This window comes from Chelativorans salis (assembly GCF_025336525.1).
Lineage (GTDB): Bacteria > Pseudomonadota > Alphaproteobacteria > Rhizobiales > Rhizobiaceae > Chelativorans > Chelativorans salis.
The window spans coordinates 367,234-381,810 of the sequence record NZ_JAOCZP010000005.1 but is presented as its reverse complement, the minus strand read 5'-3'; the positions used below and the strand labels follow the sequence as shown (position 1 = coordinate 381,810).

At 59.9% G+C, this 14,577-nt stretch carries 18 protein-coding genes and 1 pseudogene; 9 read left to right on the top strand and 10 right to left on the bottom strand.

Annotated elements, in window-relative coordinates; all coding sequences use genetic code 11:
• Positions 1-72: 72 nt before the first annotated feature.
• Entirely contained in the window at positions 73-1,761 is a 1,689-nt protein-coding gene (locus N5A92_RS18200) for a glycine/sarcosine N-methyltransferase (protein WP_260905221.1), read from the bottom strand.
• Positions 1,762-2,171: 410 nt separating this feature from the next.
• Here N5A92_RS18200 and N5A92_RS18195 point away from each other — a divergent pair, with 410 nt between their 5' ends.
• Positions 2,172-2,408 (top strand): PIN domain-containing protein, encoded by a 237-nt coding sequence (locus N5A92_RS18195; RefSeq protein ID WP_260905219.1) that lies wholly within the window; start codon positions 2,172-2,174, stop codon positions 2,406-2,408.
• Positions 2,409-2,771: 363 nt separating this feature from the next.
• Here N5A92_RS18195 and N5A92_RS18190 read toward each other — a convergent pair whose 3' ends face one another.
• From N5A92_RS18190 to N5A92_RS18175, 4 genes and pseudogenes are all read right to left on the bottom strand, one after another.
• Positions 2,772-2,939, bottom strand: coding sequence for a hypothetical protein (locus N5A92_RS18190; RefSeq protein ID WP_260905218.1), 168 nt, complete (start codon positions 2,937-2,939; stop codon positions 2,772-2,774).
• Between the two features lie 82 nt (positions 2,940-3,021).
• Positions 3,022-3,415 (bottom strand): annotated as a pseudogene (locus N5A92_RS18185) (hypothetical protein).
• Between the two features lie 74 nt (positions 3,416-3,489).
• A complete protein-coding gene (groL, locus tag N5A92_RS18180; RefSeq protein WP_260905217.1) occupies positions 3,490-5,124 on the bottom strand; it encodes a chaperonin GroEL in 1,635 nt (544 codons plus the stop codon).
• A 38-nt stretch (positions 5,125-5,162) separates the two neighbouring features.
• Positions 5,163-5,480, bottom strand: coding sequence for a co-chaperone GroES (locus N5A92_RS18175; protein WP_260905216.1), 318 nt, complete (start codon positions 5,478-5,480; stop codon positions 5,163-5,165).
• A 508-nt stretch (positions 5,481-5,988) separates the two neighbouring features.
• On the opposite strand from N5A92_RS18175, the gene N5A92_RS18170 reads away from it, so the two are divergent.
• From N5A92_RS18170 to N5A92_RS18145, 6 genes are read left to right on the top strand one after another with little or no spacing between them, the layout of a single operon-like run.
• Positions 5,989-6,252, top strand: coding sequence for a hypothetical protein (locus N5A92_RS18170; protein ID WP_260905214.1), 264 nt, complete (start codon positions 5,989-5,991; stop codon positions 6,250-6,252).
• Positions 6,249-6,569: a hypothetical protein gene (locus N5A92_RS18165; RefSeq protein WP_260905213.1), complete on the top strand. Its 321-nt coding sequence runs from the start codon at positions 6,249-6,251 to the stop codon at positions 6,567-6,569. Before N5A92_RS18170 ends, N5A92_RS18165 begins: the two co-directional genes overlap by 4 nt.
• Positions 6,544-6,687 (top strand): hypothetical protein, encoded by a 144-nt coding sequence (locus tag N5A92_RS18160; protein WP_260905211.1) that lies wholly within the window; start codon positions 6,544-6,546, stop codon positions 6,685-6,687. Before N5A92_RS18165 ends, N5A92_RS18160 begins: the two co-directional genes overlap by 26 nt.
• 6 nt (positions 6,688-6,693) lie before the next feature.
• Complete coding sequence (locus N5A92_RS18155) at positions 6,694-6,906, top strand: hypothetical protein (RefSeq protein ID WP_260905210.1); 213 nt, start codon at positions 6,694-6,696, stop codon at positions 6,904-6,906.
• Positions 6,907-6,932: 26 nt separating this feature from the next.
• The gene (locus N5A92_RS18150; RefSeq protein ID WP_260905205.1) at positions 6,933-7,187 is read left to right on the top strand and encodes a hypothetical protein; all 255 of its coding nucleotides are present in this window, start codon (positions 6,933-6,935) and stop codon (positions 7,185-7,187) included.
• Entirely contained in the window at positions 7,184-7,447 is a 264-nt protein-coding gene (locus tag N5A92_RS18145) for a DUF1488 family protein (protein WP_260905203.1), read from the top strand. Before N5A92_RS18150 ends, N5A92_RS18145 begins: the two co-directional genes overlap by 4 nt.
• On the opposite strand, the gene N5A92_RS18140 is transcribed toward N5A92_RS18145, so the two are convergent.
• Positions 7,341-7,913: an SOS response-associated peptidase gene (locus tag N5A92_RS18140; RefSeq protein WP_260905202.1), complete on the bottom strand. Its 573-nt coding sequence runs from the start codon at positions 7,911-7,913 to the stop codon at positions 7,341-7,343. The genes N5A92_RS18145 and N5A92_RS18140 overlap by 107 nt on opposite strands.
• A 317-nt stretch (positions 7,914-8,230) precedes the next feature.
• Between N5A92_RS18140 and N5A92_RS18135 the strand changes: the two genes are divergently transcribed.
• Both N5A92_RS18135 and N5A92_RS18130 read left to right on the top strand, forming a co-directional pair.
• Positions 8,231-9,391: a glycosyltransferase gene (locus N5A92_RS18135; RefSeq protein WP_260905200.1), complete on the top strand. Its 1,161-nt coding sequence runs from the start codon at positions 8,231-8,233 to the stop codon at positions 9,389-9,391.
• A 490-nt stretch (positions 9,392-9,881) separates the two neighbouring features.
• A complete protein-coding gene (locus N5A92_RS18130; protein ID WP_260905199.1) occupies positions 9,882-10,877 on the top strand; it encodes an NAD-dependent epimerase/dehydratase family protein in 996 nt (331 codons plus the stop codon).
• Positions 10,878-10,887: 10 nt separating this feature from the next.
• On the opposite strand, the gene N5A92_RS18125 is transcribed toward N5A92_RS18130, so the two are convergent.
• Genes N5A92_RS18125 through N5A92_RS18110 form a run of 4 tightly spaced genes read right to left on the bottom strand, consistent with a single transcriptional unit; the run spans position 10,888 to position 14,575 of the window.
• Positions 10,888-11,295, bottom strand: a complete 408-nt coding sequence (locus N5A92_RS18125) for a GtrA family protein (protein ID WP_260905198.1) — start codon at positions 11,293-11,295, stop codon at positions 10,888-10,890.
• Positions 11,241-12,281 carry a glycosyltransferase family 2 protein gene (locus tag N5A92_RS18120; RefSeq protein ID WP_260905197.1) on the bottom strand — a complete coding sequence of 347 codons (1,041 nt, stop codon included), beginning with the start codon at positions 12,279-12,281 and terminating at the stop codon, positions 11,241-11,243. The genes N5A92_RS18125 and N5A92_RS18120 overlap by 55 nt, the downstream gene beginning before the upstream one ends.
• Positions 12,281-13,291, bottom strand: a complete 1,011-nt coding sequence (locus N5A92_RS18115) for an NAD-dependent epimerase/dehydratase family protein (protein WP_260905196.1) — start codon at positions 13,289-13,291, stop codon at positions 12,281-12,283. The genes N5A92_RS18120 and N5A92_RS18115 overlap by 1 nt, the downstream gene beginning before the upstream one ends.
• Positions 13,292-13,300: 9 nt before the next feature.
• The gene (locus N5A92_RS18110; protein WP_260905195.1) at positions 13,301-14,575 is read right to left on the bottom strand and encodes a class I SAM-dependent methyltransferase; all 1,275 of its coding nucleotides are present in this window, start codon (positions 14,573-14,575) and stop codon (positions 13,301-13,303) included.
• Positions 14,576-14,577 lie beyond the last annotated feature (2 nt).

The following is a 14,577-nucleotide window of genomic DNA, read 5'->3' as shown; positions in this document are numbered from 1 at the left end:
GGATTGCTCCGTGTTTTGTGTGACCTGGAAAGCGTCAAGGGACGGGCGGCGGGCGCCGCCCGTCCCCCCGAATCACGCAGGCTTGCGGAACAGTTGGATGCCCCAGGCCAGATGGCCGGCATCCGCCGCCTTCACCCAGTTCTCGAGCCCGACGAGCATCTTTTCAAGATACGCGGCGGAAGCGCCGCCTTCTCGCAGCTTGTCGTAGTTGGCGATCAGTTCTTCGCGCACCCGGTCGTAGTGGGTGCGGAGCTGATTGGTCATCTCCTCCTGGCGCAACACCTCGAAGCCGCGCGCCTCTGCCGCCTCGCGGTAGAAGCGGAACGAGCCGAGGCTGCTAAGCTGCAGCCGGTCATAGACGGGCTGCAGCACGCCTTCGGGTACGTCGTCGGCCTGGCAGGGATCGGTGAAGACGAAGTAGCCGCCCGGCTTCAGCACGCGCCAGACCTCTTCGAGCACCTTGTCGCGCTGGTCGGAGTGCAGGATCGCGTCCTGGCTCCACACCACGTCGTAGCTGTCCTTGGCCTCTGGAATATCCTCGAACACACCGTGGACGATGCCGATGTTCTTGGCGAGGCCGGCGTTGCGCGTCTTGGCGCGGTTATAGTCGTTCTGCGTCTCGGAGATGTTCAGGCACGTCGCCGTGCAGCCGTATTTTCGCACCACCCGGCGCATCGATCCACCGTAGCCCGCGCCGATATCGAGAATGCACGTCGACTGGTCGAGGCCCGGAACGAGGGTCGCCATGCGATCGACGGTTTCGTCGCTCGCGGCGCGGATGTCCTGGGTGCTCTCGTAGAGGCCAATATGCAGATCCTCGCCGCCCCAGATGGTGGAATAGAAGGTGTCGGCGTCGTTGCTGTCGTAATAGGTCTCGGCGATGTCACGTACATCCACCTCGCCGCTCTCATGCGCGCCACGGCCCCAGCGCACAAGGTGCAGCGTCGACTTCTCGGCGACATGGATGAAGAAGTCGGGATCGTTCTCCGCATAGGTTTCGTGAAAGTCGCCATAGGTGCGCACCCTCTGAAAACCAGCCTCGGACAGCAGACGGCGGACATAGTTCTTGCGGATCGGGTGGAGGTTCAGCGTGAATTGCGCCCCGTCGGGGAAGCTGTAGAGCATCCGAACGAGACCCTCGTCGATATGCTCGGGCTCCGCGCTGACCTTATCGCCGCAGTAGTAGTACTTGTGCTTTGAGGAAAAGCCCTCGTCGAGCATGGTGTCGTAGTTGCGCTGGTCGAGGATCAGGACGCCGTCATGCTTCAGCGCGGCGTAGAATTCGGCGAGCGCGCGGCGACGGTCCTGTTCCTCGTGCAGATGCGTAAACGAGTTGCCGAGGCAGATGATGGCGTCGTACTTGCCTTGAATGTCGCGGTTGAGCCAGCGCCAGTCAGCCTGCACGGTCTTGAGGATCAGGCCGCGTGCCTGACCGTTCTCGAACGCTTTGGCGAGCATCGCCGCCGAGCCGTCAGCGGAGGTCACGTTGAAGCCGGCCTCGGTCAGGCGGACCGAGTGGAAGCCGGTGCCGGTCGCCACATCAAGCACCGTTTCCTTGCCGCGGGCCCTCAACACATCGATGAAGAACTGGCCCTCGCTTTCGGCGCGCGCCCGCCAGTCGATCAGTTCGTCCCACTTCTCGACAAAGCTCATCACGTACTCGTTGCGATACTGGTTCGTCTCACGATCCTGAAGCGGATTGCCGCTATACAATTGGTCGGTCAGGGTGAGTTCCGTGTTCATCGCACTCGAATTGGACATGAAGTCTCCTCTCGTCGTTGACGTGTTCGCATACCCGGGTCGCACCGGCGCAGCTTGCGGCGAATGCAGGCGCACAATTTTAGATCGGCGGTGGCCGGGTAGGGCGTGGGGCAGAAGGCCCACGACATGGCCCGGGATGTTCAACCCCGGAAAAATACCGCCACCACATAGTTCGATTTGCTAAGCGTCTCGTTCTCAGACGCGGCCTAGTGAAGATCAATACAGGAAAGAGGCCCCAAATCTCAAGGCCTGTGGACGAAGAGTCTGAAAGTTATCTGTTTCGATCTCCGAAACAAGTCATTTGATGTAGTGGTCGATCGGCCCCCGCGGAGCCGGATCGGCTCGCACACAAGCCTTGTATGTTCCAGGTTTCTCGGGTGGTGCTCGTCAGATCCGAAGCCGGATGGGAGATGCGCGAGAACACGGTTTTCCGCCTGGCCTCTATCACCGCGGCTGACCTCCATTTGGGCGCCGATACATTGCCCGCCGGCAAACGGCACCCTGCTCTCGCGCAGGCCATTGACGGCGTTATCAACACTGACTTTGCGGCCGTACAGGGCGTGATTGAGGCGACCGGCGCAGCACCGCTGAGACTGGAATTCAGACGGCACGATCTCGACAATCGTCTCTCAGCCGGAACATGTTGAGGGGGAAGTCGCGACCTCGCCGATCATCTGGCCTATGGTAAGCAAGGATCCGATATACGGTGACGAGAAGCCATCTGCGCGCTCCTCTCAAACGTGCTTATCACCCGCGGAGCGTTCACCAGTTGCCTGTTTGACACTGGTTGCAGTGCCGCACCCGTGCCGCTCGAGCGCGCGACGGCAGCACGGCACAGGACACATGTCCGCACGCAGTTCGGTCAATAGGTGATGCTGGTCAAAACCACGTAGAGAAGCGTGGCGACCACGCCGCCGACCATCAGTATCAGGAGCCAGAGCGACGGCTCCGTCTTTATTAGATCAAGATATCTCATCGGATGCTGCCTTTTCGGGTAGGGCGCATGCACCTCAGATCAGCCTGTTGTCCTCAGCCTTCTGGTGGGCGCGGCGTCGGGTTCCGTCGGTGTCGGATTTCCGCTGCCCTTCTTTCGCAGCCTTGCGGATCTGCTCGAAGCGGTTCCCTTCGCTCTCATCGGGCGCAGGTTTGGGCTCGGCTTTCTTTACGAAAGTGATCATCAGTCGCATTCCTTGCTCAGATTGATCGGAAGCGCGCGCCCGGGGCGGGCGTCCTGGCGGTCGCCGTTTCAATTCTCGAGCTTTAGGCAGCGAGAGCGACCGCGCAGGCTTCTGCGCCGCGCCTGTCGGGAGAGGTCTGTCCAGGCATGGTTGTCCAGCCGCCCGCTTCCACGAACTGCCGCTTCTTAAAGCTGTTTGGTATGGCCTTGAACTCCGCGAGGCGCGCCGCCGCATCCGGTGCCGCGTTGAACCGTTCGACGCATATGGCGGACGCCAGTTCTCCGCGTGCCGTGTCACCGGCCGCTGCGGCTATGGTTCGCGACGTGCCACCTGTGACCCAGCCACCCCCAGCTGAACCCGACGACGACCGTGGCGATCACCGCCGCGATGCTGGCCCAGGCCAAAATGGACTTCGAAGGCTGGTAGTCTTCCCAACGTCGGGAGAGAGATAGTTTGGCCTTGTTATGAGTGGCCATGGAGATTTTCCTTCCAGGTTAGAGCGCGGGTGGCTTTGTCCGGCCGCGCTGGCCGGACGGTTCCGGCACCGTTCTCAGTATCCCATGCCGCCCATGCTGCCGTTGCCTGCAGCCAGGGCGGAATCCTTCGCGGGAATGTCCGCGATCATAGCCTCGGCCGTGATCAGCAGGGTGGCGATCGAGCCGGCATCCTGCAAGGCAGTCCGCACGACCTTGGCGGGGTCGACGATGCCGGTCTTGATCATGTCGACATAGGTTTCGGTCTGCGCATCAAAGCCCTGGTCGGCGTCCTTGAGATCAATGAGCCTTCCCACGACGATCGAGCCTTCGACGCCGGCATTCTCGGCAATCTGACGGATCGGGGCCTCGAGCGCCCTGAGCACGATGGAGATGCCGGCGGTCACGTCGGCATTGGTGCCTTTCAGCGAGGACAGGGCAACCCTGGCCCTCAGCAGCGCCACGCCGCCGCCAGGCACGATGCCTTCCTCTACCGCCGCGCGGGTGGCGTTGAGCGCATCGTCGATGCGATCCTTCTTCTCCTTGACCTCGGTCTCGGTCGCACCGCCAACGCGGATGACCGCGACGCCGCCGGCAAGCTTCGCCAGCCGCTCCTGCATCTTCTCCTTGTCGTAGTCCGAGGTGGACTCCTCGATCTGCGCCTTGATCTGGCTGATGCGCGCGGCGATGCCTGCCTTATCGCCGGAGCCGTCGATGATCGTGGTCGTGTCCTTCTCGATCAGCACGCGTTTGGCGCGGCCGAGCATGTTGAGCATCACGTTTTCAAGCTTGATGCCGAGGTCTTCCGAGATCATCTGGCCGGCCGTCAGCACGGCGATGTCTTCCAACATCGCCTTGCGGCGATCGCCAAAACCGGGCGCCTTGACCGCCGCGACCTTGAGGCCGCCGCGCAGTTTGTTGACGACCAGCGTGGCGAGCGCCTCGCCCTCGACATCCTCCGAGATGATCAGCAGCGGCTTGCCGCTCTGAACCACGGCTTCGAGGATTGGCAGCATGGCTTGCAGATTGCCCAGCTTCTTCTCGTGGATGAGGATGTAGGGGTCCTCCAGTTCCACGCGCATCTTCTCGGCATTGGTGACGAAGTAGGGTGAGAGATAGCCGCGGTCGAACTGCATGCCTTCCACGACATCGAGTTCTGTATCGGCGGTCTTTGCCTCTTCGACGGTGATGACGCCCTCATTGCCGACCTTGTCCATCGCTTTCGCGATCATCTCGCCGACTGTGGCGTCGCCATTGGCGGCAATGGTGCCGACCTGGGCGATCTCGGCCGAAGACTTCACCTTCTTGGCACGCGCCTGGATCTCCTTCACGATGGCAGCGACACCGAGGTCGATGCCGCGCTTCAAATCCATCGGGTTCATGCCGGCGGCCACGAGCTTTGCGCCCTCGCGCAGGATCGAAGCGGCGAGCACCGTCGCCGTGGTAGTGCCGTCGCCAGCAAGGTCGTTGGTCGTCGAGGCCACCTCGCGCACCATCTGCGCGCCCATGTTCTCGAACTTGTCGGCAAGCTCGATTTCCTTGGCGACGGTGACGCCGTCCTTGGTAATGCGCGGGGCGCCGTAAGCCTTGTCGATGACGACGTTGCGGCCCTTCGGTCCGAGCGTAACCTTGACGGCATTGTTCAGCAGTTCAACGCCGCGCAGCATTCGATCGCGGGCGTCGGTGCCAAATTTGATTTCCTTGGCAGACATGATGTTTCGTCCAGTTCAGGTTTGAGATCAGAGATTGGTCAGGCGGCTTTCTTGGTGGCCGCCTCGGTCTTTTCAACGATGCCCATGATGTCGGCCTCCTTCATGATCAGAAGGTCTTCGCCATCGATCTTGATCTCGGTCCCGGACCATTTGCCGAACAGGACTATATCGCCCGTCTTGACGTCCAGCGGGATCAGCTTCCCGCTCTCGTCACGCGAACCGGGGCCGACGGCGATCACTTCGCCTTCCTGAGGCTTTTCCTTGGCTGTGTCGGGAATGATGATCCCGCCCTTTGACTGCAAATCGCCTTCCGCGCGTCGGATGACGACACGGTCGTGGAGTGGACGGAATTTCATTGGGTTCTTTCTGAGGTCGGCGTGTAGGGCGACCACCTCGACAACATAACGCCTTTGGCACTTGAATGATAGGAGTGCTAAAAAATTTATTCTTGGCAGTCAAAAATAACGATTCCGGTAATATTCGATGCTTCCTCGTTTTTCTCCCGCAGATCGAGATTTTTTCTTGGAGGCTTCCTTTTTCGCACGTAATCATTGAAAACCTTTGGTCCCGGCCCGCAAATAAAACCAGAAAGACGCCTTGTTTGGAGCAAGTTTGAAGTGTATGTAAAAGATACGTTGATTTGGCCGATTTGGCTTCGCGGTGTCAGAGACTTCGACCCGCCATTCACCACCGAATTCTCGACAGCGAATGCATGGCGTCAATCCGGCGCGCATGCCGCCCGTTCGAACCTAGAATGAACCCCGGCGCTGACCACGGATGTACTGGCAGCCTGGGAATTCGTTCCGGTTCGGATGGGAATGATGCAGGAGGCGTTTCCGCGTGCTCCTGCGGAGACATCTAACCATGACAACACGCACTACGCAGACCGTCGTTCGCTTCTCGTCCGCTTTCCCGTTGCCCGGCATCGACGCGCTGCAGCCGGCGGGAAAATACCGCGTCGACCACGACGAGGAATTGATCGAGGGGATTTCCCGGCTGGCCTGGCGTCGTGTTGGTGCCTTCATCCACCTGCCGGCGATCGCCGTCCGCAGTTCGATGCAGCAGATGGTGCCGATCGACCCGGCGGACCTGGAAGCCGCACTTCAAAAGGATCTTGAACAATCATGACCGCAGCAAACATCCTGCAACGCAATGCCCGTCCGATCCGGCGCGACGCCGCAGCGCATCTCTTCACGGTCGGCCAGACTGTCCGGTTGAAGGGTAGCTTCGGAAGATCCGCCCTGCCCTCGGACATCTATCGCATCACCGGCACACTCCCGCCGCAGGGAGATTCGCCGCAGTATCGCATTCGCAGCGACGATGAACGTCATGAGCGGGTGACCACGCAGGACAGTCTCGAACCGGTCCGCACGCCGCAGGCCGGCAGCGGCGCAACTCTCATCGAAAGGACGTTCGGCCATGGCCAAGGGACAGAAACGAAGTAACCGCGAGATCCGAAAGCCGAAGCAGGCGAAGGCTCCGCCCAAACCTGAAAGCACGTTCGGCAACCAGATCAAGCTTGCCGCGAATGCCAACGCCCAGCGCAACAAGGGCAAGAGCTGACGACCGATGAAGATCGTGATCGAGTTCTACCGCACCAGGGATGCGGACGACGCACATGCCGTCGTCGGCCGCGAGACGAGGGAGGCGGTTGATCTCGATGACGCGATCGGAATCGCGCGTCTGTTGGCCCAGGCTCTCGACATGCCGCAGCGGCCCGACGCCATGATGATCACCGACGCGGAGGGCACAACGATCTACACCGGCGCTCTCGACGCCTAAGCGGTCGACGAAGGAAGGCTGTGATCATGAAGGCTCGCGACAACGAACAATATGGCCGCCGCATCGAAGTCGAAGCGGATCGGTCTTGGACTGTCTATCACATCTTCAGCGGCATTCCCGCGCATGCAGACGGTCAGACCATGACCGGCCTCAGCCGGCTGGACGCAACCGATGGCATGGTGTCCCTCAACCGCCGCAGGGACGGACGCCACAAGGATCGGGGCAGCCTCACACTACGCGCCTGGCTCGCGCGATCTGCGACAGAGGACTGCCTATCGTGACACTGGAGTTTCCCAACCGGAGCCGCAGCTTCGACGAAGCGCGCAACGCCGTCCACTTCATTGGCTATGACGGCATGTTCGAAGTGCCGTTCTTCGTCGAGGCGGCCGCACTGTCACGGCCGGGCAGGACGGAACTGACCGAAACGGATTTCCTCACGGCTTTCGATGCAGCGCGCAATTCCATCCACGCTGTCGCACGCGAAGCCTATTCTCATGGACGGCGCACGTCTTACACCTTGACCGCCGCCGATTTCCGTTAGGGGCGGTTCCGAATGCTGATTCGCTGCGGCTACGAGATAACGCTGACCTGCCAGCAGTCGGACAGCGTTGGCATGACTCCTTTCGGTCCACGGGAATCGCGCAGGCGACATCAGGGTTCAAAGGAGGTGAGGCCCGTGCGGCTCGGCCTTCCAACTGATCTGGTCGCCGGCGGCCCGAGCTGCGCACGGACGGTATTCGGGTCCAGTAAGGCAACGCACGCGGACGTTCGAAATGGGTCGGGCCTAGCGTCGGCTGCTGACTAAGAAAGCTGTCGGCTATGATCACCGGCATGCGGGGATGGATCGTTGCCATCAGCTCGTTTGCTTCGTAGGTGACGACAGCGAACGTGCGAATGACCGCATCGGTCTGACGATGCTTCCATTCCTCCCAGATCGCAGCGATATAGAACGGCTCGTCCGTCTTCATTGCAACGGCATAAGGGGATAGCTCCGACGCGAATCGCACGCCGGCACCACGAGGAAGAGCAGAACGAGCAACCGGATCCCCAGGTCGCCGGAAGCCAAAAGGATGAAAAACCCGACACGCGCGTGCTGGGAAAGCCTGACTACACAAGTCCGTGCAAATTCAGTAAGCGAGCGTCCGGGCTTCGCGCTCTGTTCAGTGGGGTGGCGTGCCACAGCGCGATCCTAGACTGCCCTGTGTTGGTCGATTGGGCAACGGTGACCGGGGATAAGGACCGCATCGGCTAACGAGAGACGCATTTTCCTGACCTGACAAAAGCCCAGACGTTGCTCCACTTGTTGAGGCGGGAGTCTGGAGCCATGCGCCAAGTCCTTCATACCATTACCGGCCTCAATGTCGGTGGAGCAGAAAGCATGCTTACGCGCTTCGTCGCCCAGATAGACGATGCCGGCTATCCCTCGACAGTTCTCTCGCTTCTTTCGCCGGGTGCTCTGGCGACGCAACTGCCGTGCAAGACGCAGTCGAACCTGCTCACGCTTGCAATGCAAAGGGCAATGCCGGGGCCTGGCAATCTGCTCGCCCTGCAGAGGTTGGTGCGCCAGAATAAGCCAAATCTCATCCACGGCTGGATGTATCATGGCAATCTGGCGGCCTTGATCGGTTCCGTTGCAAGTTTCATATTCGCACCGGTGATTTGGAGCGTTCATCACACGGTCGCCGATATTGCGCAAGAAGAGCCCAGGACGCGCCGTCTTCTCCGTTACTCAGCGGTTCTGTCACATCATGCTGCGGCGATTTGCTACTGCTCAAATGCGGCTGCGTACCAGCATGAGCGCCTCGGCTTCGATCCTCGCCGAAGCGTTGTCATTCCGAATGGAATAGACTGCCACATATTCTGTCCGACGTACGAGCGCCGGGTTCGATTGCGTTCAATGCTGGCGATTCCGCCAAAGCGTCGCATCATCGGTCATTTTGCCAGATACCATCCCATGAAGGATCAGCTCAGTCTCGTCAGGGCGGTCAGCATCATCTCACGCAACGGATATGACGTTCAGCTAGTCGTTGTTGGCGGGGGTCACCAGGACGGCCCAGTTCGAGAGGCGGCGTCGAAGCTGGGCATCGATGACCGCGTCACGACCTTGGGCATTCGTCACGATATAGCAGAGCTTCTGCCTGGGTTGGACGTCTTCGCTCTTTCTTCTGCATGGGGAGAAGCGTTCTCAGTGGCCGCCGGCGAAGCTATGGCGAGCGGCGTACCTGTTGTTGCAACGGACGTGGGTGACAGCAATTGGCTCGTCGGACCCACAGGGATGGTAGTGCCACCGTCCGACCCGAATGCGCTTGCCGCTGCACTAGCGGAAGTATTGGGTCTCTCTCGCGAAGATCGCGAGGCTCTCGGCGATGCCGCCAGGGAACGTATCGTCAGCAACTTCTCGCTTGAAATCTACGTCAATCGATACCTCGCGCTTTACGAACAAGTTCTGAAGGGCGGTTACCGGGCAAACCGAAACATCGCCTGAGGAGCCGTGCATGTGCAATGATGTCTGCGCCAGATCTGGTTTCGGAGAGGAGGTCGTAAGGACCGTTATGTCCTATATTGGCCGCCGCACACCGAATCGGGAAGGACCGGGGCTGTGATCGAGGTTGGCGCTGCGGCTGCCTTCGGCAAATTCCAAGACGACGAACGAAGAGTCGCCGAAAATGAAACTGCGCCGGGAAAAACCTGACCGGGACTGTTTCCGCATTTCGAGAACGCGGAGGCTGCTTTTTGATCGGACGTTCCGGTCTTTGTGCCCTGCGAAATGCTAATCCTTTGATTGCGTTATTGATATTTTGCTCGACGGTATGGCGCCCGATTTCTGCCGCGGTCAACGGCCGCTTTATGGGAGTGTTCCAAGGTGGGCAAACCACGTCTCGTCACGGCTGGAGAACCCAGGGTATTCTTGGTGATGCGCCGGAAACGGCCCCGAGCGGCAATATTCACCGACCTGCTGCGAAAGGATGTAAGTCGTGAAAGTGCTCTTAACAGGCATAGCCGGCTTTATCGGATTCCATACTGCATTGAGACTAGCAGCTCGCGGTGACGAGATAATCGGAGTCGATAATCTCAACGACTACTACCCAGTCTCACTCAAGCGCGCGCGATTAAACATTCTCGGCAAGCGCGCCCGCTTCAGGAAGATGGATATCGCCGACATCGAAGCGCTGAGTGCCCTGGTCGTAGCGGAACGTCCCGACGTGATTGTTCATCTGGCCGCTCAGGCCGGCGTTCGCTATTCACTCGAGAACCCTCTGGCTTATGCGAGATCCAACCTTATCGGGCACCTGTCCGTCCTCGAAGCGTGCCGGCGTTGGAAGGGACTGCGCCACCTCGTCTATGCTTCGTCGAGTTCGGTCTATGGGGACAACAAGAACGTGCCGTTTAGCGAAGCAGATCGCGTTGACAGTCCGAAATCCTTATATGCCGCGACAAAACGAAGCGACGAACTGATGAGTGAGGCCTATGCGAGCCTCTACGGCCTCAGGCAGATCGGGTTGCGATTCTTCACTGTGTACGGCGCTTGGGGGCGGCCGGACATGGCCTACTGGATCTTCACCAAATCGGTAATCGAGGGACATCCGATCCGGATGTTCAACAACGGCGACATGATGCGCGACTTCACTCACGTGGACGACATTGTGTCGGGAGTCGTTTCGACGGCCGTATCACCTGTCTTCCTTTCCGACGAGCACCCACATCGCGTCTACAATGTCGGAAACAACTGCCCGACGAAGCTTATCGAGCTGGTTAGACTCATCGAGCAGCATACGGGACGCTCTGCGACCATCCGCTACGAGTTGATGCAGCCAGGCGACGTCGTCTCAACCTATGCCGACATCGAAAGCATGCAGACCGACTATGGCTTCCATCCAACCACAAGCCTCTCGGATGGCATCAGGGAGTTCGTCGGCTGGTATCGCAACTACGCAGGTTATACCCGCCGCGAAGTCGAAGTCGTCGCTTGAAGCTTTTCGTTCACTCGGACTGAAATACCCACAGGCGAGCTACAACATAATTCCAGACGAAGACCATCGGCACGCTCACGATCTTTGCAGCCGGGGCGGGGATCAAGGTCGCCAAAAAAGTGATTAGAATCGTGGAGAGCAGAAGGCCGGCCAAGTTCGACACGCAGAATTTAATCGCCTGCGCAGAGCTCCTGTCGGCGCGAAAGGTCCATGAGCGGTTGAGGTGATAGCTCGCCAGGATACCGGCGGAGTAGGAAAAAACGTTAGCGAGTGCCGGCGCGAATGACATCAGCACCAAGCTCGTGAAAAGCACCACGTCCAACGTGGTGGTGATCGCACCCACAACGGTGAAACGCGCCGCCGTTACGATGCTGCGTTCGAGGCTCTCGATCCAGACGGCACTATACGGTCTAGGCATTGTATCTGCTCCAGTGCGGGCGATGCTGTCTCCACCATAAGGTCGGTCCTGTCGTTCAGCGTTGCCTCCACAATTGGCACAGGCCGCCGTTTCGACTGCATGAAAATCCGCCCGACATACTCGCCGACGATTCCCAGGAACATCGCATTGAGCGTGATGGAAAGCAGCAACAGCACGATGCTGGTGGCGAAACCGGCCGGCCAGTTCTGCCCGAATAGCAGCTTCCCGACCAAATAGCCGACGAGCAGCAGAAAAGTCGCCGTTCCGACGACGAGGCTTGCGATCGAGGCGAGCCTGAGCGGGATCAGTGAATGGTTGAGGATACCGTCGACGGCAAGCGACAACATGGCCTTGAGCGGGAACTTGCTTTCACCGGCCACACGGGCCTGCCGGTCATACTCGAATCCGACCTGCGAAAAGCCCATGGAACTGATAAGACCACGCAGGTAGGGCGAGGTGTCGTCGACGTGGCGTAACTCGTCTAGGATGCGCCGGTCGACGAGCCTGAACTCGCCGGCGTTCAGCGGCAGGTCATCTTCGCTGAGGGCATTGATGCAGCGGTAAAATAAGCGCCGCGTGAGCGCCTTCAGTCGATTGTCTGTGAGCGAACGCCGGATGCCGTAGACAACCTGGTGACCTTGCCGCCACAGAGTGAGCATATGGGGGATCAGGTGTGGCGGGTCCTGGAGATCGCAATCGATCTGGACCGAGCAAGCACCGCAAGCCACCTTGTAGGCGGCCAGCAGGGAGAGCTGGTATCCGACGTTGCGGCTGAAACGGATGACTCGGACACGCGGGTCGAGACTGCATATCTCCTTCAGGATTTCGAATGTGCCGTCCGTGGAATGGTTGTCGGTGAAGATGATTTCATAATCATGGCCCGGAAGCGTGCGGAAAGTGTCCACGATCGCCGCATAGGCCCGACGGACATTCGCCTCCTCGTTGAAAGCCGGCACCAAAACGGAGACAACTACCGCTCCAACCATCATGCCGCTCCCAACGTACGGTTCTCGAAGACCTGCGAGTCAGTTAACATGTGAGAGGACCGGTTGGCGGTGTCGCGATGCCAGGCAACCAGCCGCGAAATGCCTTCCGGGAGGGGGATACGCGCGCGCCAACTCAGAAGCTGCGCTGCGCGATCGGGCGAACCGCAAAGGTCCGGTGCGCCGTGTAGCGGATTGCCCTTACCATATGTGACGAGCCCTGGATCAGTGCCGGTCGCCTCGACAACCTGCTCTGCCAGTTCGCGCATTGTCAAAGCGAGGCCGGTTGCGATGTTGACGACGGCAGCCCCGGACAGGAGCACTCTTCCCATCCGCATCAGGGCTGCGACGGCGTCGTCAATATGGATCAGATCCCGGCGGTCTTGCGGACGGCGCACAGTGGAAGGTTCGCCGGCCAGGCAGCGGCGGATAAGCCAGGGTAGAAAGTAGTCTTTCGATTGCGTTGGGCCGTAGACAAGCGCCAAGCGCGCGGTGGCGACCGGGAACGGGAGCCTTGGCTGCAGTGCGGCGGCGAGATGAGTAGCGGCAACGAGCCCGGCGCCGTAAAGAGTAACTGGCTCTTCCCGCGCATCCTCACGATACGGGCGCGGCGCCAGTCCGTATTCCGCCAGTGATCCGGTCCTGATCACGGCCACGGGCGGGACGCGAGCTCGGGCGGCGGCGCACAAGAGACTGATCAGGATCTGCAGGTCCTCGCCGATATAGCGGCGGGCATCTGTGAACTGCGCATCTTCGGGACGTCGCGGAGATGCCGCCAGATGATAGATCACGTGGGGAGCGACATCTCGAATGCACCGCTTCAGTTCCTGATCGGACCGCAGATCAAAACGATGCAAAACGATCTCGCGTCCGAAGCGCCGCAGCCGGTCCTCACGTGAAGGCCCGCGGACCACGGCATGGACCTCCTGACCGTTCTGGAGACAGGCGCCTACCAGATGGGAGCCGACAAAACCGGCCCCGCCTGTGATCAGTATCCGCAGCCGTCGGCGCACACCTCCACCTCACATCCCGGAAATGGCTTGCGCCACGGGCTTTGAGCGAGTGCTTACCTTCTCCGGGATCAGGACCGGGGTTGGCAAGGGCACGAGAAATTGCCCGCCACGGGCAAGGAATGCGCTTTGTTGCTGTTGGATTTCGTCGAAGAAGTTCCAAGCGAGGACGAGGAGGATGTCGGGCCTGTCCTCTTCCAGGGTTTCTGGCGGGCGGATCGGGATCTTCATACCCGGCGAATAGAGCCCCTGCTTGAGCGGGTTACGATCGACGAGATAGTCGAGTGTCTCGGGTCCGATCTTAAAAAAGTTCAAGAGTGTATTGCCCTTTGCGGGGGCCCCATAGCCGGCGATCCTGAGTCCCTGATCCTTCATTTCGGCCAACCGGGTGGTCAGATCGTCCTGGATTTCCTCGATACGCGAGGAAAAGGCGCGATAGGTCTGCATTGAAAGCACTCCAGCATCGCGCTCCTCCGTCAGCATCTCCTTCACGATCCGCTTGATCGCTGTGGCGGCGGCGCTTCGCTTCAGGAAGACCCGCATCGACCCACCGTGTACGCCGAGGCGATGAACGTCCACGACCGTTAGATCGAAAAATGCACCGAGTTTGACCAGCGACAGCAGGCTGAATTCCGAGACATGCTCGTGATAGATCGTGTCGAACTCGTTCTTCTCCAGAAGATCTTTCGCCCACGGGACCTCAATGACGAAGACGCCGTCGGTGGCGAGCCAGCAGGCAATCCCATTCATGAAATCATGGAGGTCGCCGATATGATTGAATGTGTTTGTTGTCACTATGACCTTGGCAGGCCCGTGCGTGTCCGCCAGCCTATGCGCCGCGGCTTCCGAGAAATATCCGACCTCCACGTCGACGCCCCGCGATCGAGCGATCTCTGCCAGATTGGCGGCCGGGTCGACGCCGACTGTTGTGCAGCCGAGGCCGTTGCAGGTCGACAGCAACAGGCCGTCGTTGCAGCCGATGTCCACGATTAAACCGCTGCCGGCCTCCTGCTTCAGCACCTCGGCGAGATCTGCAAAGTGGCTGTGCATGCGGGTGGCACTGGAAGGCACGTAGAGATAATGCTCAAAAAAACCTTCGGGGACCTGATCGGCCACCTGGATCAGACCGCATTCCAGGCATATCTGTGAGTTGAGCGGATAAGCCGGCTGGTCTCCTTCGATCTCTTGAGGGCGTACGAAGCCGTTGGCTGGCGGGTGATCGCCCATTGGCAGGAAAAGATACGGGTCGCGGGCAAGGCACGCGCGGCAGCAGGTTAGCAAAGCCATCG